The following is a 25,667-nucleotide window of genomic DNA, read 5'->3' on the forward strand; positions in this document are numbered from 1 at the left end:
CCTGGCTGCGCGCCGCTGCAGCCTTCGACTTGGAACCCGAGGTGGTCGTCGACGATGGCACGACCTACGCCGAGGTGCACTACCGTCCCTTCGGCGTCGTGGGCGCCATCGGCCCGTGGAACTGGCCCATGATGATCTCGGTCTGGCAGCTGGCACCGGCCCTGCGCATGGGCAACACCGTGGTTCTCAAGCCCTCGGAGTACACCCCGCTTTCCGTGCTGGCACTGGTTCACGTGATCAACCAGGTGCTGCCCGAAGGCGTGCTGCATGTGGTTGCCGGAGGCCGGGATGTCGGGGCGCTGTTGAGCACGCATAAGGATATCGGCAAGGTGATGTTCACCGGCTCCACCGCCACCGGCCAGGCGATCATCCGTTCCTCCGCGGACACCGTGAAGCGGCTGACCCTGGAACTGGGCGGCAACGACGCCGGCATCGTGTTGCCTGACGTTGATGCGAAGGCGATCGCCGAGGGCTTGTTCTGGGGTGCGTTCATCAACACCGGACAGACCTGTGCGGCGCTCAAGCGCCTCTACGTGCACCAAGACGTCTACGAGGAGGTCTGCCAGGCCCTTCTCGAGGTGGCCCGCAACGTGCCCATGGGCGTGGGGCTCGACGAGGCCAACGTGCTGGGCCCACTGCAGAACCAGGCGCAGTACGACATCGTCGATTCGCTGGTGCGCAGCGCCACCGAGTCCGGCGCCCGGGTGCTGCTGGGCGCGGACCCGAAGCCGGAGGCCCCGGGACACTTCTACCCGACCACGCTGATCGCCGACATCGATGCGCAGAACCCGCTGGTGCTGCAGGAGCAGTTCGGCCCGGCGTTGCCGATCATCAAGGTCGAGTCGGTCGAGCAGGCCCTGGAACTGGCCAACTCCCTCGACGTGGGGCTCGGCGGCTCGGTGTGGTCAGCGGACCGCGACGCCGCCCGCAAGGTCGCCGCCCGGATGCAGGCAGGGACCGTGTGGATCAACAGCCACGGCGGCGTGGACCCGCGCATCCCCTTCGGCGGTGCCAAGCAGTCAGGCTACGGCGTCGAGTTCGGCGTCGCCGGGCTCAAGGCCCTGGGCCAGCCGCAGGTCATCAACGGCTAGCTTCATCCTCGCCCACGACGGGGCCGGGGCACCACGGCCCCGTCGCGCGCGGTCCCGAGGACCTAGTTGCCCTGGCTGCGCTGCGCCTTGGCCTGCTCCGCGAGGATGCTATTGGCTATACCCTTCAACTCCGGGGTGTAGCCAGTGAGGCTGCCGGAATCCTTGGACACCCACCACTTGCCGCACAGGTGCGTGGTCAGGTTTTCCTGGCCGGTGGGCCACCAGTGTGCTGCCAGCAGCGGTGTTTGGTATTGGGCGTCCACCCGCTCGGCGATTTCCTGCATGGGGGCCGGATCCTCCAGCTCCAACCCCGCGGCCAGTTCCGCCAGGGTTGGCTGGCCGGTTTCGGACATGGCGACACAGCTCGGGGGCAGCGCCCCCGTGTGGTCCATGCGCAGGATGCGTTCGTTTCCCGTGGGGCGCACGACCTCCGTGATGTTCGTGGCCTCATCGGGGACCCAGGCAGGAAGCACCTTCTTTTCCTTGCCTTCGGTTCCCGTGGCGAATTCGTGGCTGGCGCTCTTGTCGTACTTTGACTCGATGCCCAGGGCGCTGCAACCGGTCAGAGCCAGGGAAGCCAGGACGGCCCAGGTCGCCACCACCAGTGTCCTGGGGCGTGCTGGCATCGATGACCGGCGGCGTGCTGTCTGTGTCATGCGTCCAGCCTATTGTCGGGGGCACCGGCCACGCATCGGAGCAAGGGGCAGGTTTTGGGGCATCCATCTGGGACCACAGGTGGAGGGCGGCTAGCCAACCGGAGAACCAATGTACCGTCGCGGGCGGCCTAACGCCGGTCCGGGACGTGCTCCACCTCGTTCTGCTGGTCACGAAGCGGCGTTCGTATTGCTTCCAGCCGGGCCCCCAACCGAAATGCATGCCAAGGCCGCCAGGAGGCCAATCGCTGCAACGCCGGATTCAACGGCGAGGTGGACCTGCGGCGTCACGAAGTCGAATGGCTGGTACATCGGCCCATGCCAGCGACCCGATCGCCGTGGTCCCAGCATCCCTCAGGCGGATCTGGAGTGCGGGACCCAAGTTGCGCGTAGGTGCCATATGCTCGTTCAAATGAGCGGGCGGACACCGGCGTTCCGCCACTGTCGCCAGGGAAACGAAAAGACGGAGACCCATGAGGAACAACAAGCCAGTACCGGCCCGGACACTCCTCGCACTGTTGTGGCTTGCCACCGTGCTGTCGGGATGCACGACGCTGACCGAGGACCTGCCTTCCCCCTCGGCGTCCGAGACGGTTCCAGTGCTATCCGAAGCCGCCTCCGGTCCCGCCGCTTCCGACCACACGGATGCGGCTGGGTGGGAAGCCATCGTGCTGGGCGCGGCTTCGGACGAGAAAGTGGTGTTCAGAATGGAAGGCACCGGAAGCGGCACCGGTGGCGGAGACTCCCTGGGGAAGGGGGAGACGTTCGTTTCCTGGATATGCGAGGGATCCGGACCCATCGAGGTCGCACTCAGCGACGGCAGCACCTACGGTGCCGGCTGCACTGAAACAGTCCCGGGCCAGGTCAACCGGAACAGCTTTGTCAATGACTCCACCACGGAGCTTGAAATCTCCGTGCAGGCGGGGCCCGGGATCAAGTGGCAGGTGCTGGTCACACAGGCGGCCGACTAGCCAGGATGCCGGCTAAAGCCAAGGCCGGCGGGGCCCGGGACATGGGTCCCGAACCCCGCCGGCAATGGCGGTGCGAACGTCGTTACGCCGTCACAAAGGTGTCGGCGACCGACAGGGCCTCGTCGAGCATCGCCAGGCCCGCGCGCAGGTCCTCGTCGCCGATGTTCAGCGGCGGAACCACGTGGATGCGGTTGAAGTTCACGAACGGGAGCATGCCTGCCTTCTTCAGTGCAGCTGTCACCGCGGCCATGGCCGGGGAGGATCCGCCATAGGGTGCCATCGGCTCGCGGGTCTCTCGGTTGGTGACAAGCTCCACGGCCCAGAAGCAGCCGGTCCCGCGCACGTCCCCGACCGAGGGGTGCTTGGCCTTCAGCTCGGTCAGTGCCGGGCCGATGATGTCGGCGCCGATGCGGGCGGCGTTCTCCACCATGCCCTCGTCCTTCATGGCGTTGATGGTCGCCACCGCCGCCGCGCAGGCCAGCGGGTGGCCGGAGTAGGTCAGCCCGCCCGGGTAGGCGCGCTCGCGGAAGGTCTCGAAGATGGCATCGGAGATCGCCACGCCGCCGAGGGGGACGTAGCCGGAGTTCACGCCCTTGGCGAAGGTGAGCAGGTCCGGGACCACGTCCCAGTGGTTCACCGAGAACCACTTGCCCGCGCGGCCGAAGCCGGCCATGACCTCGTCGGCAATGAACATGATGCCGTACTTGCGGGTCAGCTCGCGCACGCCCTCCATGTACCCGGCCGGCGGCACGTAGATGCCCGCGCTGCCCGGGATGGATTCGAGGATCAGGGCACCAATGGTGGCAGGGCCCTCCAGGATGATGGTGTCCTCCAGATGGCGCAGCGCCCGCTCGGTTTCCTCGGCCTCGGTGGCGGCGGAGAAGTAGGAGCGGTAGTGGTAGGCGGGCATGAAGTGGACGATTCCTGCATCGCCGAGGTCGTTTGCGAAGCGCCGGGGGTCGCCGGTGGCATTGATGGCCAGGTGCGTGCCGCCGTGGTAGCTGCGGTAGGCGGCCAGGACCTTGTGCTTGCCGGTGTGCAGGCGGGCCATGCGGATCGCGTGCTCCACCGCATCGGCCCCGCCGTTGGTGAAGAACACGTGGTTCAGGTCCCCGGGGGTCAGCTCGGCGATCAGCCGGGCGGCCTCGGAGCGCGCGTCGTTGACGTGCTGCGGGGCAATGGTGCACAGCTTGCCCGCCTGCTCCTGGATGGCGGCGACGACCTGGGGGTGCTGGTGGCCGATGTTGGTGTTCACCAGCTGGGAGGAGAGGTCAAGCAGCTTGTTGCCCTCCCCGTCCCAGACCCACGAGCCCTCGGCCTTGAGGATGGTCATGGGGTTGAACGGGCCCTGGGCCTGCCAGGAATGGAAGACATGCTTGCGGTCCAGCTCGTGGGCTCGGACGCCGGCGGCAATCTCCTGCGCCGTAATGGCGTCGGTACTCACTTCGGTGCTCATGGTGGGCGATGCCCCTTTCCGTAAAGTGCTCAGGCCTAGGCGTTCTGCGGGAAGCCGAGGTTCAGGCCGCCGTGGCTGGGATCCAGCCAGCGGGAGGTGACGACTTTGCCGCGGGTAAAGAAGTTCACGCCCTCGGCTCCGTAGGCATGGGTGTCCCCGAAGAGCGAGTTCTTCCAGCCGCCGAAGGAGTAGTAGGCCATCGGGACCGGGATGGGCACGTTGATTCCCACCATACCGACCTGGATCTCGTTCTCGAAGCGGCGGGCGGCCCCGCCGTCGTTCGTGAAGATGGCGGTGCCGTTGCCGAACGGGTTGGCATTGATGGTATCGATGCCTTCCTGGAAGGATTCCACGCGAAGCACCGAGAGGACTGGGCCGAAGATCTCGTCGGTGTAGATCGACATGTCGGTGGTGACGTGATCGAAGAGGGTCGGGTTCAGGAAGAAGCCCTCGCCTTCGGCATCCGGGTTCACGTGGCGGCCGTCCAGGACCATGGTGGCCCCTGCCGCCTCGCCCGCATCGATGTAGCCGGCGACCTTGTCGCGGTGTGCGGCGGTGACCAGCGGGCCCATGTCGCAGCCGCGGGTGCCGTCGCCCACGCGCAGTGTTGCGGTGCGGTCGGCGATCTTGGCCACCAGTTCATCGGCGATCGAGTCGATGGCGACGATCGCGGAAATGGCCATGCAGCGCTCGCCGGCGGCGCCGAAGCCCGCGTTCACCGCGGCGTCGGCTGCAAGGTCCAGGTCCGCATCCGGGAGTACCAGCATGTGGTTCTTGGCCCCGCCCAGGGCCTGGACGCGCTTGCCGTGGGCGGTGCCGGTGGCGTAGACGTACTGGGCGATCGGGGTGGAGCCCACGAAGGAGACCGAGGAGACCCTCGGGTCGGTCAGCAGGGTGTCGACCGATTCCTTGTCGCCGTGGACCACGTTGAATACGCCGTCGGGCAGCCCGGCTTCCTTCCAGAGCTCGGCCATCCAGTTCGCGCCGGTCGGGTCCTTCTCGCGGGGCTTCAGGATGACGGTGTTGCCGGCGGCAATGGCCACGGGGAAGAACCACATCGGCACCATGGCCGGGAAATTAAAGGGGGAGATGATGGCGGAGACGCCCAGCGGCTGTCGGATGGAGTGGACGTCGATCTTGGTGGAGGCGTTTTCCGTGTAACCGCCCTTGACCAGGTGCGGGATGCCGCAGGCGTACTCGACGACCTCCAGGCCGCGGGCGATTTCGCCCATGGCGTCGTCCAGGACCTTCCCGTGCTCTGCGGTGATGATGGCCGCGAGCTCGCCCTTGCGCTTGTTCAGCAGTTCGCGGTAGTTGAAAAGGATCTGCGAGCGGCGGGTCAGCGAGGTGTCCCGCCATGCCGGGAACGCGGCATGGGCCACGGCGATGGCCTCGCCGGTGGTGGCAGCGGAGGCCAGGGCCACGCGCGAGGAGACCTTGCCGGTGGCGGGATTGGTGATGTCGGCGAAGCGGGAATCGGCGGGGACGTCCAGGGCGGTTCCGTCGATCCAGTGGGAGAGCGTCTGCATGGTGCGCGGGTTCCTTTCAAAGCGGGCTAAATCCGGTATTGAATCCATTGTGTCGTCTGGGACACACCTGGGGTATGGGCAACCTGTCAACTCTTTGCAGGAAAGCAATACACTTTGTCCATGAGTACCGTCGCCAATCACCAAAAGCCCGCCGTTGCCGGGACACTGAGCATTGCCAGGGTCGTTGAATTGCCTGCGGTTGCCGCGGGTGAGCCCGAGGTGCTGGGAGGTGCGGACATGCTGGGCAACCCGGTGCGATGGGTGCACGTGGCCGAAACCCCCGACCTGGCCGATTTGCTCTCCGGCGGGGAGCTGGTGTTGACCACGGGAATGGCCTTCGGGGAGGCCGGGGCCGGGGTTGCAGGATTCCTGGCGCAGGTGCGGGCGGCGGGGGCCGCCGGCCTCATCGTCGAGTTGGTTGCCGGGGTGGACAGGGAACGGGATGCCTCGATCGCCGCGTTGCGCCGGGTGGCCGAGCAAAATGACTTCCCGGTCATCTTGCTGCACAAGCGCGTGCGCTTTGTCGAGATCACCGAGGTCGTTCACCGGATGCTGGTCTCGGACCAGCTGGCCGCGCTGGAACGGTCGCGGATGATCCATGAGGTCTTCACCGCGCTGAGCCTGCAGAACGCGACCGAGGAGGGAATCGTGGCCAGGGCCGCCGAACTCATCGGGGCTCCGGTGGTGCTGGAGGACGTGGCCCATCTGGTGCTGGGCTTCGCTGCAGGCCCGACCCCGGATGCGCGGTTGCTCGCGAACTGGCCGGAGCGCTCGCGCCGGGTCGGGTACCTGGAAACCACGGGCCGCGGTTTGGGGGAGGAAGGCTGGCTGCAGACCCCTGTCGGCATCCAGGGCCAGCGCTGGGGTCGGCTGGTGGTTCCCGGGGAACTTGCCACCGACGGGGATGCTGCCATGGTGCTTGAACGTGCCGGGCAGACGCTCTCCATTGCCCGTCTGGCAGGGCGCGACCAAAAGGAATTGCTCCACCAGGCCCGGGCCGGGCTGCTGCACGAACTGCGCCAGCAGCATGCCCTGGGGGAGGGCGAGGTGTTGATCCGCGCCGGCGCCCTGGGGCTGGCAGACTCCCCGCACTACGTCCCGGTGGTGTTCCGGCTGGATCACCGCGCCGGGCAAACGCCCACGGGGGTGCAGCTGCGCGAACGCGCATTGCTGGATGCGCTCAACGCCGTGGTGGATTCGGCCCGGGCCACCGCGTTGGCCGCCAGCCTGCAAAGCGGCCAGATTGGCATGGTGCTGGGCGTGGGCGCCAAACAGCTGGAAGAGCCACTGCTGGAGCGGATCTGCCGGCAGCTGGCGCAGGGCCAGGAAGCCGTCGACTGGTCGGTGGGCGTGGGGCGCGGGCGAAAAAGCGTGAAGGATGCGGCCCACGGATTGGAGGAAGCGGCCCAGGTGGCCGAAACCGTGGCGACCTTCGACACCCGTGCCCGGCCCTTCTATCGCTTTGCCGACGTGCGCCTGCGCGGAGTCCTGGCGCTGATGCACGACGACGCGCGCCTGAAGTCCTTTGCCGAGGCCGAGCTGGCCGGCATCCTGGACCCGCTCGATGAGCCGGCGCTCGAACTGCTGTCGCTCTACCTCAAGCACGGCGGCAACAAATCCGCCCTGGCCCGCACCGGGTTCCTGAGTCGGCCGGCGCTCTATGCCCGGCTGGAAAAGCTCGAGGACAAGCTCGGGGTCAGCCTGGACGACGCCGAGTCGCGGACCTCGCTGCACGTGGCGCTGCTCTGGCGCGGATTGGGCCGATCCTAAACCAGGTGCCTGCGGCGCGGAACGGGCAACTGGGAGGGGAGGCGTGGGGCCGGTGCAGGGAACCTACGAGGGCTCAGTACACCGGCCGCACTGCGTTGATAACTGGCAGGACCTTAGTGCTTGACGAGTTTCGCCTTGGAATCGCCTAATCGGGACTGGGAAAGGCGAATCAGTGCCGCATAAATCAGTGCCGCCAGTATCGGGGTGGCCAGCGAGCCGATGTTCGAGCCCCACGCGCTGCCGGACTGGATGAGCGTGATTCCGGCAAAGGCCGAGATGATCCACGCAGCGACCCCGGCTCGGTTGAGCGCAGGGAATGCAGAGTCCGGAAGCGACCCGTCCGGCACGATGCCGCCGCGCCGCTCCTGGACGAAGATGTGTACCAGCGCGATCGCCACCCAGCCGGTGACCAGCGCCCCCTGCCATGACAGGGCCAACAACAGGTACTTGACGACCGGCAGCAGCATCAACAGGTAGATAATTAGCGCACCGATCCCGACCCAAGCCAGCGACGGCAATCGCAGGCACAGGGCTCGCTCGCCGAATTCACGCAGGTTGGCAATGCCCAGCGCATAGTTCGCGGTGTTGATGCGGGTTTGGGACACGAAGATCACCAGCAGGCCCAGAGGGCCCATGAGCTGGACCAAGGCGCCAGCAACGCCGGTCTCGGTGGCCTCCGCGCCGGGAATCGTGAAGGTGAGGTAGATGCCGATCAGTGAGTTGACGCCAAAGGCCAGGGTGTAGAAGAGCCAGCCGAAGGTGTAACGCTGGTGGAACTTCACGTCCTTTGCGCGCCCAAGTGCGGCGAAGTCCATGGTGTACATCATCAGGATCCACACGCCCATGAAGGCGGCGCAGGTGGCCAGCCAGCCGGGCCCGCCAGCAACGAACGACAGCGAACCTGTTGAGTGGGTGAGCCAGGCACTGCCGTTGGGATGGGCAATGGACGCCCAAATAACCGCTGTGATTAGCCCGCCCCAGTAGATGGGGAGCAGCAAGCCGTTGATCTTGTCCAGCCAGCGTTGGATGCCACCGGCGATGAGTGGAATCGTGTACAGCACCACCAATGCGTACCAAAGCTGGATGGGTCCGCCAAACTGGGTCTGGAAGGCGTAGCCGAGGATGGCGCCCTCGAAGACTGCGTAATAGATGGCAGTGGCGGAAAAGACCAGTGTGGCCAGTAATGCGCCCTTGCTGCCGAGCAGGGTGCGGGAGAACTGGGCAACGGTCAAGGAATGCTTCAATGCGTATCCGGCCAGGACCCGGTTGATGGCGCCGTAGATGACGATCGTGATGGACAAGCCTATGAGGGTATCGATGGTGCCGTAGGCCTGGGCCAGTGAGGCTCCGATGTAGATGAAGAACATGGCCGAGACCAGGCCGTACCAAGCCATTGAGAGTGAGCCCGCGCTCATCTTCCTGTTCTCTGGGGCCGTATTCTCAGCCGTTGATTGTGTTGACACGAGACTTCTCCTGAAAAACGGGCACGGCAGGGCATCGGGTCGAACCCGTGCGTGCTTGGTGCCAGGCGAGTGTGACAAGGAATAAGGCGCAATTTCGACCGAGAACTGGTCGGTGCCCGGTGAAGAATGTCGAACAAATGCCGCGCGTTGGCGGCCGGAACGGGAGCCTATCGAATTCCCGTTCTATTTTCCGGGGGAGGTACCGCCCGCTTCTTTGCAGGCGGTACCTCCCCCGGAAATCAGTGGGCCCCTGGGTGCGATACCGGGCCAGGAGAGTGCGAAGCGGCCGGGAAATCGGCCGGTGCTCCGCACTCCTGGCACGTGTGCATGCGAGTGGCTAGACCCAGTGTGCGGAAGAGCGGCGCGCCATCAGCTGCCGGTACTCGGCCGTGGTGTTTTCAAATAGTTCGCCGGTTCCCCAGTCCAGGATGACGCCGTGCCTCCGAATGACATCGAGCATGTCCGTGGTGCCATTGCGGTAGTTTTCTGCGACAACATGCGGATCCTCGGTGAGCCAGCCGTTCCGCGCGGCGCGGATCTGCGCCCGCAGCGCCGTCGTGGCGGCCTCATCGATCTCGAACTCGTCGAGCTCTGCATCGATCTCACATATCACCACCCCATAGTCCTTGGCTGCCCGATCGATCGAGACATACTGGTCAATGACGTCCTCCCGAACCTCGTCGGGGGTGCGCAGTAACGGGTCGCCGAATCCGCCGCCTCCGGCGGAGGGGCGCGTGAAGGTATCGCCCGACTGCACCGGAACGGAGGAGAAATTGGAACCGAGGTAGCGTTCCTCCGAGGTGCCCTTGTTCAGCCAAACTCCGTGCGGTATTGAGGGCAAGCCGCCCTCGATGCCCCAGGTGATGGAGCGGGCACGGTCGCAGCAATAGCTCATTACGGTGTCGAAGGCATCGGTAAGCATCCCGCCCTTTTCAATTCCTAGGCCGCCGCGATAGCGGCCGGGGCCGGCCGAATCTATGGCGATCTCGTGCCGGGTCGTCAAGACAGGGGAGAGCCGTTCCTGCCCCTCGACCGGTTGCACGGCTAGGCCCGGGCCGAACACCGGAGCCGTAGCGCTGGAACCGTCCTTGGTGGCACGTCCGCCCCAGCCGCCGGCCATCCAGTCGTACCACATGAAGTACTCGTTCTTCGGGGTCCGCGCGTCCTTGCCGCCTACCAACAGGTATTCGAGGTTGAACGCGCACGCCATGGCGCGTTCCGGCATGATCTGGCTCCACAGCTCGAAGATCCCGTTCATGATCTTCTCGTAAGGACCGGAGCAGAACCCGGTGACCGCGAACGGCCACCCGGCGTTGACCACCGTACCCTCCGGGCCGATCTCTGCTTGGACCGCGGCATAGAAGCCGGAATTCAGCGGCACATCCGGGAAGAAAGTCTTGGTGCCGGCGTAGATGGCCGAGTGGGTGGTGCCGTAGCCGGAGTTGAGGAACGTTGCCACCGCTGGAGCTGATCCGGAGAGGTCATAATGGATGCCGTTCCCGTCAAGCCTGAGCTTGATCTTGATGGGAACGAGGCCTTCACCCTTGCCCGGATCCACGTCGATGTAGTCGGTGGTTTCCCATTCGCCTTGGGGAAGGGACTCCAGCTGTCGCAACACGGTCCGCTCCACGTAGTCCTGGGTTTCCTGCATGGCCGCCAGCACTGTGTCCTTGGAGTACTTGCCGACCAAGCGATGTATCTCGCGCTCGCAGACTGCGGTGGCCTCGGACTGGGCGTGCAGATCGCCCATGGCCTGGCGCGGCGCGCGGGTGTTGGATACCAGCAGTTGGGCGACGTCGTGCAGGAACACGCCCTTGGACCAGATCCTCACCGGGGTGATGCGCAGGCCCTCGCCGAAATGTTCCTTGGCGTTGACGTCGAAAGAGCCTGGGACATTGCCACCGATGTCGGCCCAGTGGCCCTTGTTCTGGGCAAAGGCAATGACCTCGCCGTCGGCGAAAATGGGGCGGATGAACGAAACATCGTTGAAGTGGGTGCCGCCGCGGTAGGGGTCGTTGATGGCAAAAACGTCGTCGGGGTGGATGTCGGTGCCGAACTCCTCGATGACGGCCTTGCACTGGAAATGCAAGGTGCCCACGTGCACCGCAATGTCACCGGAGCCTTGCATCACGGTGTTTCCGGACGCATCGCATAGGGCGGAAGAGAAGTCGCGCGAATAGATGACGAACGAGTAGCAGGTGCGCAGGATTTGTTCGCTCATCAAGTCAACCGACGTGGCGAACGCGTTCTTCAGCACCTCAAAGGTGACCGGATCCAGTGATGGACGTGTCGGAGGGGTTGCCAGGGTGTTTGGGGCAACGAGTGTATCGGTCATGACTAGGACTCCTTGCTTGAGGGAAGATCGTGAAGGTGAATGCGGATATTGCCCCAGCCGTCGATTTCGGCTGTTGTGCGTGGCGGAACCACTGTGGTGGAATCGAGCTGGTCAATGATCGCCGGGCCGGAGAACGTGGCACCTGCCGGGAGCTGGGCGCGATTGTAGACGGGGGTGGACAACCAGCCTGTGTCGCCGAAGTAGACCTCGCGCGTTGAAGCGGGGGAACCCGGATCGGCGTTGAGCTCAGTGGCCGGAATGAAAGCCGGCTTCGGGGTCTTGCCAATGGCGCTGAGCAGTAGCTGATATATCTCGACCGGCTGGTCGTCCTGGCGGAAGGCGAACTCGCGTTCATGCTCTTGGTGGAAGGTTTCGATGGCCGTTTCTAGAGCGCCGCGCCCCGCACCGATGGACACGGACAGCGAGCGCCACTGGCCGGCGTAGCGCATAGAGATCTCGCGCTGAAGCACGGCGTTCTCATCGCTCACTCCCTCGTGGCGCAGGCGCGAGGAGGCCTCCTTCTCCAGTGTCTTGAACCGGACCTCGATCTCGGCTGGATCGGTCTCGGAAGCCAAACCGGTAAACATGGCCGAGAGGTCGTGCCGGATGTCAACCAGTAGACAGCCCAGGGCTGAGGTGACTCCGGGATTGGCCGGAACCACGACGGTGGGGATGTTCAGTTCACGGGCCACTTCGGCACCGTGCAGTGCACCTGCACCTCCAAAGGCAATGAGTGCGAAGTCGCGTGGGTCGTAGCCGCGGCGGATCGAGATCAGGCGCACCGCATCGGCCATGTTGGCGTTGGCGACCTGCAGGATGGCATGTGCCGCCTCGGCTTCGCCCATGCCCAGCGGCTCGGCAATGACGCGGTTGATGGCCTCGCGGGAAAGCACGCGGTCCAGGGTCTTGGCGCCGCCTGCCAGCGAAGTGCCTAAACGGTTCAACGCAACATTTGCATCGCAGTTGGTGGGCTGGTCACCGCCGGAGTTGTAGCAGGCCGGGCCTGGTGCCGCCCCGGCAGACTGCGGTCCGTTGCGCAGCGCCCCGGCAATATCGATGTGGGCTAGGGAACCGCCGCCGGCCCCAATGGTCAGGACCTCGATGGACGGGAAGACTATCGGATGCCCATACTCGACCTGCCACTCCTTGGTGATGCGCAATTCACCGCCCGATACCAGGCAGATGTCGGTGGACGTGCCGCCCATGTCGAGTCCAACAGCGTCCTCGAATCCGCATTGTTGGGCCACATGCTTGGCGGCGATGGCGCCCGCGGCAATGCCGGAGGCAGCCAGCCTCACGGGGTATCGCTTGACCATCCGCGGGGTCATTGATCCGCCGCCGGAATGAAGCAGCAACAAGTCCCCGGTGTAGCCGCCGTCTTTGAGTTGTGAGGCCAGGCGGTCAACATATCCAGTCACCAACGGGGCCAGCACGGCATTGGCGACAGCCGTGTTGAAACGGTCGTGTTCGAAGATCTCGGGCAGGATCTCGGCGGAGGCGGAGACGGCGGCCTCGGGAATCTCTTCCTGGAGGATTTCGCGCATCCGGATTTCATTGGCGGGGTTCGCATAGGAATTGATGAAGCAGACGGCAATCGTGGTGGTTCCGCGCTTGCGTAGCAACGCTGCAAGCTGGCGCGCCTCGGTCTCGTCCAGTGGCGTGACGACCTTCCCGGAGAAGTCGATGCGTTCGGTGATCTCGAAGCGGTCGCGGCGGCGGATATAGGGGCCCGAAACGTCGTTGTAAGCATCCCAAAGATCGTCCTTGGTGCCGTCGCGGATTTCAATGACATCGCGGAAGCCCTTGGTTGTGACCATTGCCGCGGAGGGGAACTTGCGGGTAATGAGGGCGTTAGTTGCCACGGTTGTTCCGTGCGAGAACAACGAGACATCGGCTAGGTTGATCTTGGCGCGTTCCACGCCGCCCATCACTGCCAGCATGGGGTCATGTGGCGTGGAAGGAACCTTGGTGACCCGCATTTCCTGGGTCTCTTCATCGAAGATGCAGACGTCGGTGAAGGTGCCTCCGACGTCCACGGCGACTCGTAAATTGGCCATCATGCGCTCCTTGGTGGTTCGAGTTTTTTAGCTTCACCCAACCATGCAATGTGACGCGCATCTCTGTCATTAGCGGAATTCAAAGGTCGCTGGCCTATCATTGTAATTTCTACAAATTCTCATGGGGGACGGGGTAATCTTGGGCTCCAAGACCTCGAAACAACGGGCAAATCGAGCGAAGGTGAATTGCCGTGCTGTGCTTAAGCGACGTTCTGAAAGAGAAGTCCCTCGGCTTGGAACTTGCAGTCACGGGGTCGCTCGATCCGGAAATCACTGGAGCTCATAGCTCGGAAATACACGATCCGGCCAGGTGGTTCGAGCCTGGGAACGTCATGCTGACCACGGGCATGCGATTTCTCAATGAGGCGCATCCGGCGGCTGTGGCCCGGGAGCTGGTGGGAGCTCTGCGTCGGGCCAAGGTCGCTGCCTTGTTTTTCGGTGTTGGAGTGTATTTCCAGTCGATTCCCGACGATTTGCGCCAATGCTGTGCCGAGGTTGGTCTGCCGCTTGTGGCGGTGGCCCCGGAAATCCCATTTCGGCACATAGAGAACTACATCAACCGAAGCGCCCCCGTGCCGGACGGCTACGGACTCAAGCGCATGCTATGGCTGACCAATGATCTGCTCGACAGCATCTCGTCGGACGATCCGATCAAGGCACTGATTGCCCGTTTGGGCACTGCCTGCCGAGGGACTGCCGTGCTCTACGAAGATTCCGGGGTCATAGTCGAATCGACGGGAGAAGGACCCACGAACCTCATCTTCTCGGCGATCGGCGGCGGGCAGTCGGGTTTCGACCGGTTTTCCATTGGCCGCTGGGAGGTCATGTACCGTTCCATGGTGTTGCGCGGCCGTGGATACCATCTGGCCATTGCCACGCGGCAGGGAACACTGCTCGATGACCTCGGCGATGTCCTGCTTGAAACCACTCAGCGCATGCTCGGGGCCATCAAGGGCATCAGCCATCTGGATACCTCGCGCCGGCGGCATGAAAATGCCCAATTGCTCACGAATTTGCAGGACGGTATAGATGTCTCTCGCGAACTGCGCTACTGGGAGTTGTTGAAGCCTCTTGGATTCAAGGGCTTCGAGCCGTTCCGTTCGGTGGTGGCCACCACGCTGGGAGATGAAGTGTTGTCACCGGCCAAGGTTGACGCCTTGATTGATTCGGCGGAGCGCATGGGCTTGCCTCTGCTCTTTGCCGAGAACGGAAAGACGCCCGAAGTGCCGCCCGGGTTTCATGCCTTGATTCCCGAATCCAAGGCAAGTGAGCAGTGGGTCGCAGTTGTCGCTCAAGGACTGGCGATCGGGCTGAGCGAGCCTTCTGGATCGCTGGCGCAGGTTCCCGAACAATTTCAGGATGCCGAACTTGCCGCGAGCATAGCTCGGCGGCGCTCCGCCAGCGATGCCGGGGCGAATGGAGGGTTGGTCCGGATGGATGAGGTGGATCCTGCGAGCTGGTTCCTGGCACGCCTCAAGAGCCCCTCCGACCGCAAGCGACTGACCCGATTCGTCCAGCCGCTGAGGCATGACAAAGAACTGGTGGAAACAATCCAGGGATACCTGGCCATGGACCAAGATGTCGCCCGAGTGGCGGCTTGGCTTTATGTCCATCCCAACACGGTGCGTTACCGGATCAAGAAAGTTGGCGAGATTTTGGGTGGGAACCCGAGCGAGGCGGGGCTCCTTGCCAACTTGTACCTTGCGTATCAGGACGAGATCCTGCGGATTCGCGGTTCCGCGCAGCGGAGATAGTCCCGACCCGGTTCAGGAACCCCGGGTTCACCCGCGCGAGGGAAGGCTGTGCGGGTCGATGTCGCCGGCGTCGTGGCAGTAGCCCAGGACCTGGATGATGGTTTCCAGGTCGCCCGCTGGAAGAGCCTGCAAGATATCCCGGTGAGCCCGCGCGATGGAGGCCTGGTGCTCCGGCCCCAGCTGGTAGGCGCGGGTGATCCGCCGTTGGATCGGGTGTCCCCAGATGCTTTCCAGGGTTTCTCGCAGGTATTGGTTGGGGCAGGGCTCGATGAGCTTGAGGTGGAATTCCTTGCCGAGCCGGAACTGTTCCTCCGCGTCGGTGGGTTCCACGGTCTCGAATTCATCGATGAGCGCGCGCAGCCTCACCAGTTGCGCGGGGGAGTGCCTGCCCATCGCCTGGGCCATCGCCAGCTGCTCCAGGTGGTAGCGCACCTCGAAGACGTTCTGCACGTCCTGGGCCGTGAGGTCGTTGACCACGTAGCCGCTCCCGGGCACCAAGGTTGCCAGGCCCTCCATGGCGACCTGGGCCAGCGCATCGCGCACCGGTGTGCGCGAGACCCCATATTGTGCGGCAACCTGTTCCTGGACAAGCGCGGTTCCCGGCTTCAGCACGCCACTGACGATCTCGGAGGCGATTTGTTCATGGACCCGCACCGCCAGTGGCCGTGCGTCGTGGACTCCCGTAGCCATGCATCTCCCTGAATGTGTTCCATCGCGGTTCCCAGCAGTCTAGCGTGTGGTTTTCGCTGCGCAGCGCGGGTTTGGTGGTGCGGGTCACAAATAACCCTTGACCCATCCGTATCCACTGTATACGGTGAATACAATTCATCGCGTTCCACCTCCCGACAAAGGAAAAACATGTATGTCTTGAACACCTGGTACGTGGCAGCCTGGAGCCACGAGGTCGACCGCAAGCCGGTCAAGCGGGTGATCTGTGAGCAGCCGCTCGTGCTCTTCCGCACCCAGGACGGCACGCCCGTGGCCCTGGCCGACCGTTGCGCCCACCGCGCCTTCCCGCTCTCGGAAGGCCGCACCATCGACGATTCCATAGAATGCGGCTACCACGGCTTCACCTACGGGGAAGACGGCATGTGCACCAAGGTCCCCGCGCAAAGCACCATCCCCGAACGCGCCAAGGTCCGCAAGTATCCGCTGGTGGAAAAGGATGGCTGGATCTGGGCCTGGATGGGGGATGCGGACCTGGCCGACCCCGCGGACGTGCCGGACACCCACTGGATGACCGACCCCGAATGGGCGACCGTCACCCATTCGTTCCATTTCAAGTGCCGCGCCGGGCTGATCCACGACAACCTGCTGGATCTGACCCACGAGTCATTCCTGCACAAGACCACGGTGGGCGACGACTACATCTACGAGCACGGCATCACCGTGGAGGTCGAGGGATCGGTGGTCAGCGTCGAGAGGCTGATGCCCTCGGTCGAGGCCCCGCCGCTATACGCCGACACCATGGACGCGCGCGGGCTGTTCGACCGCTTCCACTGCACAGAGTTCTTCGTGCCCAACCTGCACGTGCTGCACTCCGGGATCACCGGGGAGGGCAAGCCGCGCGCCGAGGGCTACCTGATCAAGGTGCTCAACGGCATCACCCCCATTGACGAGCACAACTCCTGGTACTATTACGCCTTCAGCCGCAACTTCGCCCTCGACGACGCACAGGCCACCGAGGACCTGCGCGTGGGCCTGGAGACCGTGCTGCGCGAGGACGCCGATGCCCTGGAAGCCCAGGAAATCGGCATGCAGTCCAGACCGGCCGGGGAATTTGACGTGCTCATCGCCCAGGATGGCGGCGTGGCCAAGGCCCGGCGCATTCTCTCCACGCTGATCAAGCGCGAGCAGGCCGCCGCGGCCGCGGACCGGCCCGTCGCCGGGGCAAGGGCCTAGCCGCCATGTGGTTGCTCGTACGCAAGGATTCGCTGGATGACTACTGGGATGCCGGAACCGGGCAGCGCACCCTGGCCGCGTGCCCTGACACCGACGAGCGCGGGGACCCGTGGCGCTGGACCGCGCGGCTCGCGGAACACTCGTCCGGATCCGAGGTGCTCATCGAGGCGGACCCCGACTACATCGGGGTGCAGACCTCCGTCTACGCCGACGGGCACACGGGAGTCGTCAAACGCGCCGCCGGACACCAGATGGTGCTGACCTCGCTGCACGGCCAGGTGCTGGTCGCCGCGGTCGACGGGCCATGGGAACGCTGGCTGAACCCGGGTGACGTGTTCATCGTGGAGGGAGAGGACGACGAATCGTTGCGCATTTCGCTCACCGCCCCCGAGGCACGGGTCTCGGTCACGATGCTGGCGCCTCGGCGCGCACCGGCCCTGAGGTGGGTCCCGTGAGCACCGCGACCACGTACACCAACGTGACGGCGGCCGCCTTCACCGGCATCGACTTCGCCGCCGCGGGCAAGCAGCTGGGCTACGGACACGTGGTGCATTCGGACAACGTGCACGACGGCTCCGTCATCCCGGTGCCTGTCGCCGTCATTTCCTCGGGCCCAGGACCTGTGGCCCTGCTGGTTGCAGGCACCCACGGGGACGAATACGAGGGGCAGGTGCTGGCCCATGAACTGATCCGCGAGCTTGACCCCGGCCAGCTGTCCGGCACCGTGATCATTGTCCCGGCTGCCAACTCCCCGGCCGTGCGCTCCGCCGCCCGCGTCTCGCCGATCGACGCGGGAAACCTGAATCGCAGCTACCCGGGTCGCGCCAACGGCGGGCCCACCGAGCAGGTCGCCGCGCTCATTGCCGGGGCTTTGCTGCCGCGCGCCGACTTCGTGATCGACATGCACTCGGGCGGGTCGAACTCGACCTACCTGCCCTGTGCCTTCATCTACCGCGGCCCCGACGAGGTGTTGTGGCGCGCCAAGGTGCGTGCGGCCCGGCTGCTCGGGCTGCCGTACGTCATGGTGGTCGCCCCGATGCTGGAACCTGGCTCGCTTTCCAGTGCCGGGGACCTGGCCGGGATCCCGACCATTTCCACCGAACTTTCCGGGGCCGGGACCGTGGACCGGCATGCACTTGGTGCCCTGCGCCGTGGCATGCCCGGACTGCTGGCCGGCCTGGGGATCATGAAGGACAACGCCGCCACTCCCGTCCCCGCCGAACCGCAATGGCTGGAACTGGTGCCCGAGTCGTCGGTGACATCCACCGCCGCCGGGCTCCTCGAACCGCTCGTCGATCTGGGGGACGCGGTGCACGCCGGTCAGCCGGTGGCGCGCGTGCACTTCATCGACGAACTGGACAGGCCTCCGCGCCTGTTCCGGGCCCGCGTCGACGGAGTGGTCGCGATCATGCGCCGGCCCACTCTGGTGGCCCCTGGAACCCATCTGCTCCACATTGCACCGCCGCTTGATTCTCCCGCATCGTAACCACTCCAGTTCTCCCACCAAGCCCGGTGCCACTCGCGGCCCGGACACCAATGAAGAAGGACAGATTATGATCTCGCACCGCACCTCTCGTTTCCTGGTCGGCGGCATGCTCTTTGCCCTTGCCGCCACCGGTTGCACCACCGTCTCGCAGGCCGAAACGACCCAGGGCGCCGGCGCCCCGGCTTCCGGTTCCGCATCCACTGCAGCTTTGGGCGTCAACGAGGCCGCCCGCGCCCTGCTTCCGGCGGAAATCCGCGACAAGGGCACGCTGCGCGTTGCCTCGGACCCCACCTACCCGCCGTTCGAGTTCTACGACACCGACAACAAGACCCTGATCGGGTGGGACGCCGACATGGGAGATGCCATCGGCGCCGTGCTGGGCCTGAAGGTCGAGCATGTCCCGGCGACCTTCGACACCATCCTGCCGGGCCTGGCCTCGGGCAAGTACGATCTGGGCATGTCCACCTTCAGCGTGACCGAGGAACGCCGCAAGGTCGTGGATTTCGTGCCGTACCTGCAGGGCGGCACCGGGCTGGCAGTCGCCCCGGGCAACCCGGAGAAGCTCAGCATGGACACGGCAACCCTGTGTGGCAAGGCGGTCGCCGCGCAGAAGGGGTCGATCCAGTCCCTGGACATCCTGCCGGCCTTCTCCAAGGAATGCACCGAGGCCGGGAACCCCGCCATCGATTTGCAGTTCTTCCCGACGCAGAACGACGCAAACCTGGCCCTGACCTCCGGCCGGGTCCAGGGAGTCATGGCCGACTCGGTGTCCCTGGCCTACCAGGGCAAGCTGGCCGACGGGAAGTTCGAGGTGGCAGAGGGCCCGGACTTCGAGCCGGAACTGACCGGCACGGCACTGGGCAAGAAGAGCGAGCTGCTGCCGGCCATCCAGGCAGCCACGCAGGCTGTGTTGGAGTCCCCCGCCTACGCGGAGATCAACACCAAGTGGGGGCTGCCCGCCAGCACGGAGATCACCCCTGCAGACGTCGTGCTGAAGTAGGGCCGGAGACCACGGAATGACCCTCATGACCGAACCCAAGAAAACGGCGGCTACGGCCGACGAGTACAGCATCGTCAAGGCCCGCCACCCGGGACGCTGGCTTTCCGCCGCCGTGATCGTGCTCCTGGGGTTGCTGCTGCTGCGTTCGGTGGTCTCCAACCCGAATTTCGGGTGGGAGACCGTCGGGATGTACATCCGCGACGTCTCCATCGTGCGCGGCATCGGCATCACCCTGGAACTCACCGCCATCTGCATGCTCATCGGCATCGTGCTGGGCGTGGTGCTGGCCGTCATGCGGATCTCGGCGAACCCGGTGGTGCGCACCGCGGCCTTTGCCTACGTGAATTTCTTCCGCGGCACCCCGGTGCTGGTCCAGTTGCTCTTTTGGTACAACCTGGCCGCGCTCTATCCCTCGATCACCTTCGGGATCCCGGGGGTGGACCTGGACGCGAATGCGATCATCACGCCGCTGACCGCGGCGATCCTGGGGCTGGGACTGAACCAGGCCGCGTACATGTCCGAGATCGTGCGGGCCGGCATCCTCTCGGTGGAGCACGGACAGTCCGAGGCTGCAGGGGCGCTGGGCATCAACCGCCTGCAGACCATGCGGCGGATCATCCTGCCCCAGGCCATGCGCGTGATCATCCCGCCCACGGGCAACGAGACCATCGGCATGCTCAAGACCACCGCACTGGTCTCGGTCATCTCGGTGCCCGAGCTGCTGTACTCCGCACAGATCATCTACGCCCGCAACTTCGAGACGATCCCGCTGCTGATGGTGGCCAGCATCTGGTACATCGTGGTCACCTCGATCCTGAGCGTCGGGCAGTTCTACCTGGAACGCCACTACGCCAAGGGCGGGCAGCGCAGCCTGCCCCAGACGCCGTGGCAACAACTCAAACGCTTCGTGCGGGTGCACGACCCGCTGACCCTCAAGGGAGCCAAGAAATGAGTGCGACCACCCTGGAAACCACCTCCACCGAAAAGGCGCCCGGGCCGATGATCAAGGCCGACGCGATCCGCAAGAGCTACGGGCGCCTGGAGGTCCTCAAGGGCATCGACCTGCAGGTGGCCCGCGGCGAGGTGGTGTGCCTGATCGGGCCCTCCGGGTCGGGCAAGTCGACGCTGCTGCGCTGCATCAACCACCTGGAGACGATCGAGGGCGGGCGGATGTGGGTGGACGGGTCGGTGATGGGCTACGACCTCAAGGGCACCAAGCTGCATGAGCAGCCGCACGCGAAGATCTGCCGCAGCCGCGTGGAGATCGGCATGGTGTTCCAGCACTTCAACCTGTTTCCGCACATGAACGTGCTGGAGAACCTGATCGAAGCGCCGCGCCTGGTGCTGAAGGAAAAGCGCTCGACCGCGACGGCGCGGGCGCTGGCCCTGCTCGAGTCCGTGGGGCTGGCCGACAAGGCCAAGGCGTACCCGCGGCAGCTTTCGGGCGGCCAGCAGCAGCGCGTGGCCATTGCCCGGGCCCTGTGCATGCGGCCGAAGGTCATGCTCTTTGACGAGCCGACCAGCGCCCTGGACCCGGAGCTGGTCGGCGAGGTGCTCAGGGTGATGAAGGACCTGGCGGCCACCGGCATGACCATGGTCGTGGTGACCCACGAAATGAACTTTGCCCGCGACGTTGCTGACCGGGTGGTGTTCATGGACGACGGCCACGTCGTGGAACAGGGCCCTGCCAAGGACGTCATCGGCAATCCGCAGCACGAACGCACCCGCGCCTTCCTGGCCTCGGTGCTCTGATCCATCCATCCATCCATCCGCGCATCTTCGAAAGGGCACACACCGATGTCGACCCTGGAATTCTTTGAAACCGAAGTCCACCGCATCACCAGCGAGTCCGACGGCGTCCTGTCCCTGGAATTGCGGCATCCGCTGCGGCAGGATCTGCCCGACTGGGGTGCCGGGGCCCACCTCGACGTGCTGCTGCCCAATGGGTTGATCCGGCAATACTCGCTCTGCTCGGATCCCGGGCAGAAGGACTCGTGGCGACTGGCGGTACTGCGCGAACCGGCAGGGCGCGGCGGCTCGGCCTACGTGCACGACGAACTGCGCCCCGGCACCAAGATCCAGGTTCGCGGGCCCAAGAACAACTTCGCGCTGGCGCCGGCCGGGGAATACGTGTTCCTGGCCGGCGGCATCGGCATCACCCCCATCATGCCCATGGTGCGGGCCGCGGCCACGGCGGGCGTGCCTTGGAAGCTGGTGTACCTGGGCCGCAGTCGGCGGAACATGGCCTTCCTGGATGAGCTGGCGGTCCACGGGGACAACGTGCACATCCATGCCGACGACGAGAGCGGCTTCTACCCGCTGGCCGAGTTGCTGGCCGATGGGTCCGCGGACTTCCACCTGTACACCTGCGGCCCCGGGCCGCTGCTGAAGGTGATCGAATCCCTGGCCGAGTCCTGGCAGGATCCTTCCCGCCTGCACTTCGAGCGATTTGCCGCGGATCCCGAAATGGCCGGAGCGGCCGTGGCGCCGCACGAGGGAGACCACGAATTCACCGTTGTGGGCACCGACGGAACCGAGGTCAGCGTCCCGGTCGGGGTCAGCATCCTGCAGGCCCTGGAAAATGCCGGCCAGAGCCCGCTGAATTCCTGCCGCGAGGGGATCTGCGGCACCTGCGAGACCCCGGTTCTCTCCGGGGACATCGACCACCGCGACTCCCTGCTCTCGCAGGAGGAACACGACGCCGGGGACACCATGATGATTTGCGTTTCGCGGTGCAAGGGCAAACGCCTGGTGCTCGACTTGGGCTAGGAACCGTATGGCCGCCGACGGTCAGGCAACGTCTCGGTGGACCAGGGGGCGATCCATTCGCCGGTGCCCTCGGTGGGATCCAGGATCCCGGCTTCCAACCATGTGAAGTCCCCGGCCAGCACCTTCTGCGACAGCTTCCGATCGGTCTTGTCGCTGTTGGCCCACAGGTCCCGGAACAGGGTTTCGCAGCGGTGCTCCGACTGTTCGCAGAACGCCAGGGCCAGCAGCTCGGCCGAGGCCGCGTTTGCCGGGTCCCGCGTGCGCATGAGCTCGACCCGGGAGATGCAGGCGGCCATGGCAAAGAGTTCCGCTCCCACGTCAACGATTCTGCCCAGGAACGCCTGGTGCTGTTCCATGCCCGCCTGCCACTTGGCCATGCCGGCGAAGGTGTGCCGGGCCAGGCGGCGCGATGCGCGCTCTATGAAGCGCAGGTACTTGGCCAATCGTCCGTGCTCCGCATAGGAGTTGGGCAGGAGCCCCGACCCCACGGCCAGGGTCGGGAGCCACTTGGCATAGAACCCCGAGGCGCCCACGGCGGCCTTGGCTTTCGCCTGCAGGTCCGAGTCCTTGTCGGCCAGGGCGCCGGCTGCCTTCAGGTGGGCATCGACTGCATCGCGGGCTATGAGCAGGTGCATGATCTCGGTGGAACCCTCGAAGATGCGGTTGATACGCAGGTCCCGCAACGCCTGTTCCGCGGGGACCGCGCGTTCCCCGCGGGCCCGCTGCGAGGCGGCGGTCTCGTAGCCGCGCCCGCCGCGGATCTGCACCAGCTCGTCGGCAATCTTGCAGGAGACCTCCGAGGAGAAGAGCTTGGCCAGGGCCGCCTCGATGCGTATGTCCTTCATCCCGGCGTCGGCCAGGGCGGCGGAAAGCTCGAACACCGCCTCCAGGGCAAAGGTGCTGGCGGCGATGTAGGCGATTTTCTTGCCAACCGCCTCGTGCTCCCCGACGGGCCTGCCCCACTGGATGCGGGCGTTGGACCATTCGCGGGCGATCTTCAGGGACCATTTTCCGGCTCCGGCGCACATTGCCGGAATGGACAGGCGGCCGGTGTTCAGGGTGCTCAGGGCGATCTTCAGCCCGGCACCCTCCTTGCCCAGGCGGTTCTCGACCGGGACCTTCACGTCGTGGAACCGCGTGACGCCGTTTTCGATGCCGCGCAGCCCCATGAAGGCGTTGCGGTTTTCCACGACGATGCCGGGGGAGTTCGCTTCGACCACGAAGGTGCTGATCCCGCCGCGGGCCTTGGTCCCGTCGGGCATCTGGCGGGCCGGGACCGCGGCCATGACCACCAGGAGTTCGGCCACCACCCCGTTGGTGGTCCAGAGTTTTGCGCCATTGATGAGATAGCTTCGTCCGTCGTCCGAGAGCGTGGCGGTGGTGCCCATCCGGGCAGGATCGGAGCCCACGTCGTTTTCGGTCAGCAGGAAGGCGGAAATGGCGCCGGCGGCGCAGCGGGGAAGGAAGGCCCGCTTTTGTTCATCGGTGCCGAACATCTTCACCGGCTCAGGGACCCCAATGGATTGGTGGGCCGAGAGCAGGGCGCCAATGCTTGGACTCAGGGTGCCCAGGAGCATCAGTGCCCGGCCGTAGTCGGCGAGGTCAAGGCCAAGCCCTCCGTATTGGATGGGGATCTTCATGCCAAAGGCGCCCACGTCGCGCAGGGTCTTGATGTATTCGTCGGGGATCCGGGACTCGCGTTCAATGACACCCGGGTCAAAGTCCTTGATGGCCGCGCGCAGGGTTGCCAAGAAGGCCACGCCGCGCGCCGCCGATTCTGGGTCGGGCTGCGGGTGCGGGTGGATCAGACCCCAGTCGAAGTCACCCATGTACAGGCCCTTGGCGAAGCTGGGCCGCTCCCATTGTTGCTCGCGCGCGGCCTCGGCCACCTGTCGTGCAACCTTCTCATCGATGCGTTCACCGGACTGCTTTTCATCAAGACTCATGGCGCCTCCTTTGTCGAAAACAAGGGGCCTGCCATGGGGACTTACAGGCCCTGACGTATTGATGCCAGCCTAGCCGCGGCCATCGGTTGCCGATAGGGGGGGGTGTTCGCCCCGGTGCCGGCCCGCCGTTGAAGGGCGCGGTCCCGTCCTGCGGGCCGCGGGTCGGGCGCCCCGGGGGATCGGAGGACGCCGTGGGTACTCGGGGGTGGCTAGTCCTCTTGTGGGTCGAGCCGCACGCAGCAGCGATGCACCTTCGAGGGCGGATCAAGGCAGACGCGGTAGGGCGCCGCGGCCCCGTCGACCACCGCCGTGAGCAGCTCGAGGTTCATGGAACACACGGTGTCCCGGTGGTTGGCGGAGAGCTGGTGGAATGGGCAATCAAGAAGCTCGACCGAGCCGTCCGTGCGAACCTCGGGCCGGTATCCGTGGTCCTCCAGTACCTGCGTCAGCGAGCCGGCGCGGGCGCCAATGGCCCGGCCGGCCTCGCGGGCGACCTCGGCCAGGACCGGAGTGACCGGCCGCTCTTCGGCGCCGGCCCTTTCGATGGCCCTGGCCATCAGGTCTGCGGCCAAGGCATATTCGCGGTGCGGCACACTGGCCGCCACGTCCAGATGCGCGGCCGCGTAGAGCTTTGCCGGCCGCCCGGAACCCGGGCCGCCTTTTCCCTTGAGCCGGCGGAACTCCACGGAAAGCAGGCCTTGGTCGGCCAACTTGTCCAACTGGAAGGCCACGGTGTTGCGGGGCAACCCCAGAGCGGAGGCGCATTCGTCGCGTCCCACGGCAGCCTCACCGGTGCGCACGAATTCATACACTGCCTTGCGCACCGGATCCGCCAACGCGGCCACGGCGGCGAGCCCTTGATCCCCTGGTGGAAACTTCATGGCTCCAGTGTAAATCTAAAGCTAGTAACTGTTGACTTAGAGACTGCGACGTTTCTAAAATTAGGCATCATCACTTTAGAAAGAGGGGCCGAGACCATGGCCACGCACACCGTGAGTGCTGCAACCGAACGCAGCGCCAAGCTCAATCACCAAGCGTTCGTGCTCTTGCGAACCATCTTTACCGTCGCGCCGATCGTTTTCGGGCTCGACAAGTTCACCAACTTGCTCACCGACTGGACGCAATATCTGGCTCCCTTGGCCACAGACATCATCCCCGTCAGCCCCGAGGTGTTCATGTATGTGGTCGGCATCGTGGAGATTGCCGCTGGTGTCTTGGTCGCCCTGCGCCCCAAGATCGGATCGTTGGTCGTCGCGCTCTGGCTCCTGGGAATCATCGTCAACCTGCTCGTGCTACCGGGCTTCTTCGATGTCGCCCTGCGTGACTTTGGGTTGCTGGTCGGCGCCCTGGCCCTGAACCGGCTCGCAACGGCAAGCGCGGCCTAGCGCCGGACGGGCTCGACCCGGCTTGGCGGTGGAACCAAGTGGCCGGCGCCCCCGCAGGGTTTTAGGGCAAACCCCGGGCCCGCCACATAAAGTGAAAACC

Annotated in this window: 21 protein-coding genes; 12 read left to right on the plus strand and 9 right to left on the minus strand. The window is 65.2% G+C overall.

Features of this window, described 5'->3' with window-relative positions; genetic code table 11:
- Positions 1-1,091 (plus strand): aldehyde dehydrogenase family protein (locus tag ACLQ7E_RS02825; protein ID WP_411731033.1); only part of this gene is annotated, 1,091 nt, incomplete at its 5' end.
- A gap of 62 nt (positions 1,092-1,153) precedes the next feature.
- Here the strand turns inward: ACLQ7E_RS02825 and ACLQ7E_RS02830 are convergent.
- The gene (locus ACLQ7E_RS02830; protein WP_411731034.1) at positions 1,154-1,747 is read right to left on the minus strand and encodes a hypothetical protein; all 594 of its coding nucleotides are present in this window, start codon (positions 1,745-1,747) and stop codon (positions 1,154-1,156) included.
- A gap of 470 nt (positions 1,748-2,217) precedes the next feature.
- Here ACLQ7E_RS02830 and ACLQ7E_RS02835 point away from each other — a divergent pair, with 470 nt between their 5' ends.
- The gene (locus tag ACLQ7E_RS02835; RefSeq protein WP_411731035.1) at positions 2,218-2,715 is read left to right on the plus strand and encodes a hypothetical protein; all 498 of its coding nucleotides are present in this window, start codon (positions 2,218-2,220) and stop codon (positions 2,713-2,715) included.
- 82 nt (positions 2,716-2,797) lie between these two features.
- Here the strand turns inward: ACLQ7E_RS02835 and ACLQ7E_RS02840 are convergent, their stop codons facing one another.
- Positions 2,798-4,171 carry an aspartate aminotransferase family protein gene (locus ACLQ7E_RS02840; protein ID WP_411731036.1) on the minus strand — a complete coding sequence of 458 codons (1,374 nt, stop codon included), beginning with the start codon at positions 4,169-4,171 and terminating at the stop codon, positions 2,798-2,800.
- A 35-nt stretch (positions 4,172-4,206) separates the two neighbouring features.
- A complete protein-coding gene (locus ACLQ7E_RS02845; protein ID WP_411731037.1) occupies positions 4,207-5,700 on the minus strand; it encodes a CoA-acylating methylmalonate-semialdehyde dehydrogenase in 1,494 nt (497 codons plus the stop codon).
- A gap of 120 nt (positions 5,701-5,820) precedes the next feature.
- On the opposite strand from ACLQ7E_RS02845, the gene ACLQ7E_RS02850 reads away from it, so the two are divergent.
- Positions 5,821-7,470 (plus strand): PucR family transcriptional regulator, encoded by a 1,650-nt coding sequence (locus ACLQ7E_RS02850; RefSeq protein ID WP_411731038.1) that lies wholly within the window; start codon positions 5,821-5,823, stop codon positions 7,468-7,470.
- Between the two features lie 113 nt (positions 7,471-7,583).
- Here the strand turns inward: ACLQ7E_RS02850 and ACLQ7E_RS02855 are convergent, their stop codons facing one another.
- The 3 genes from ACLQ7E_RS02855 to ACLQ7E_RS02865 all read right to left on the minus strand — a co-directional run bounded on the left by ACLQ7E_RS02855 (position 7,584) and on the right by ACLQ7E_RS02865 (position 13,325).
- Positions 7,584-8,885 carry a purine-cytosine permease family protein gene (locus ACLQ7E_RS02855; protein ID WP_411731039.1) on the minus strand — a complete coding sequence of 434 codons (1,302 nt, stop codon included), beginning with the start codon at positions 8,883-8,885 and terminating at the stop codon, positions 7,584-7,586.
- Between the two features lie 385 nt (positions 8,886-9,270).
- Complete coding sequence (locus ACLQ7E_RS02860) at positions 9,271-11,268, minus strand: hydantoinase B/oxoprolinase family protein (RefSeq protein WP_411731040.1); 1,998 nt, start codon at positions 11,266-11,268, stop codon at positions 9,271-9,273.
- Positions 11,269-11,270: 2 nt separating this feature from the next.
- On the minus strand, positions 11,271-13,325 hold the full coding sequence (locus ACLQ7E_RS02865; RefSeq protein WP_411731041.1) for a hydantoinase/oxoprolinase family protein: 2,055 nt from the start codon (positions 13,323-13,325) through the stop codon (positions 11,271-11,273).
- Between the two features lie 191 nt (positions 13,326-13,516).
- On the opposite strand from ACLQ7E_RS02865, the gene ACLQ7E_RS02870 reads away from it, so the two are divergent.
- Entirely contained in the window at positions 13,517-15,079 is a 1,563-nt protein-coding gene (locus ACLQ7E_RS02870; protein WP_411731042.1) for a PucR family transcriptional regulator, read from the plus strand.
- Positions 15,080-15,106: 27 nt separating this feature from the next.
- On the opposite strand, the gene ACLQ7E_RS02875 is transcribed toward ACLQ7E_RS02870, so the two are convergent.
- Positions 15,107-15,769: a GntR family transcriptional regulator gene (locus ACLQ7E_RS02875; protein ID WP_411731043.1), complete on the minus strand. Its 663-nt coding sequence runs from the start codon at positions 15,767-15,769 to the stop codon at positions 15,107-15,109.
- Between the two features lie 168 nt (positions 15,770-15,937).
- On the opposite strand from ACLQ7E_RS02875, the gene ACLQ7E_RS02880 reads away from it, so the two are divergent.
- The 7 genes from ACLQ7E_RS02880 to ACLQ7E_RS02910 all read left to right on the plus strand — a co-directional run bounded on the left by ACLQ7E_RS02880 (position 15,938) and on the right by ACLQ7E_RS02910 (position 22,236).
- Entirely contained in the window at positions 15,938-16,981 is a 1,044-nt protein-coding gene (locus ACLQ7E_RS02880) for a Rieske 2Fe-2S domain-containing protein (protein WP_411731044.1), read from the plus strand.
- Positions 16,982-16,986: 5 nt separating this feature from the next.
- Positions 16,987-17,436, plus strand: coding sequence for a hypothetical protein (locus tag ACLQ7E_RS02885; RefSeq protein WP_411731045.1), 450 nt, complete (start codon positions 16,987-16,989; stop codon positions 17,434-17,436).
- Positions 17,433-18,467, plus strand: a complete 1,035-nt coding sequence (locus ACLQ7E_RS02890; RefSeq protein WP_411731046.1) for a succinylglutamate desuccinylase/aspartoacylase family protein — start codon at positions 17,433-17,435, stop codon at positions 18,465-18,467. The genes ACLQ7E_RS02885 and ACLQ7E_RS02890 overlap by 4 nt, the downstream gene beginning before the upstream one ends.
- A gap of 67 nt (positions 18,468-18,534) precedes the next feature.
- Positions 18,535-19,467, plus strand: a complete 933-nt coding sequence (locus tag ACLQ7E_RS02895) for an ABC transporter substrate-binding protein (RefSeq protein ID WP_411731047.1) — start codon at positions 18,535-18,537, stop codon at positions 19,465-19,467.
- Positions 19,468-19,492: 25 nt separating this feature from the next.
- A complete protein-coding gene (locus tag ACLQ7E_RS02900) occupies positions 19,493-20,419 on the plus strand; it encodes an amino acid ABC transporter permease (RefSeq protein WP_411731048.1) in 927 nt (308 codons plus the stop codon).
- Complete coding sequence (locus tag ACLQ7E_RS02905; protein WP_411731049.1) at positions 20,416-21,219, plus strand: amino acid ABC transporter ATP-binding protein; 804 nt, start codon at positions 20,416-20,418, stop codon at positions 21,217-21,219. The genes ACLQ7E_RS02900 and ACLQ7E_RS02905 overlap by 4 nt, the downstream gene beginning before the upstream one ends.
- A gap of 45 nt (positions 21,220-21,264) precedes the next feature.
- On the plus strand, positions 21,265-22,236 hold the full coding sequence (locus ACLQ7E_RS02910) for a PDR/VanB family oxidoreductase (protein WP_411731050.1): 972 nt from the start codon (positions 21,265-21,267) through the stop codon (positions 22,234-22,236).
- On the opposite strand, the gene ACLQ7E_RS02915 is transcribed toward ACLQ7E_RS02910, so the two are convergent.
- Together ACLQ7E_RS02915 and ACLQ7E_RS02920 are read right to left on the minus strand one after the other, a co-directional pair.
- Complete coding sequence (locus ACLQ7E_RS02915; protein WP_411731051.1) at positions 22,233-24,182, minus strand: acyl-CoA dehydrogenase family protein; 1,950 nt, start codon at positions 24,180-24,182, stop codon at positions 22,233-22,235. The genes ACLQ7E_RS02910 and ACLQ7E_RS02915 overlap by 4 nt on opposite strands.
- A gap of 209 nt (positions 24,183-24,391) precedes the next feature.
- Positions 24,392-25,063 (minus strand): helix-turn-helix transcriptional regulator, encoded by a 672-nt coding sequence (locus tag ACLQ7E_RS02920; RefSeq protein ID WP_411731052.1) that lies wholly within the window; start codon positions 25,061-25,063, stop codon positions 24,392-24,394.
- 96 nt (positions 25,064-25,159) lie between these two features.
- On the opposite strand from ACLQ7E_RS02920, the gene ACLQ7E_RS02925 reads away from it, so the two are divergent.
- Entirely contained in the window at positions 25,160-25,567 is a 408-nt protein-coding gene (locus tag ACLQ7E_RS02925) for a hypothetical protein (protein WP_411731053.1), read from the plus strand.
- Positions 25,568-25,667 lie beyond the last annotated feature (100 nt).

It is taken from the genome of Paeniglutamicibacter sp. (assembly GCF_046714615.1).
Lineage (GTDB): Bacteria > Actinomycetota > Actinomycetes > Actinomycetales > Micrococcaceae > Paeniglutamicibacter.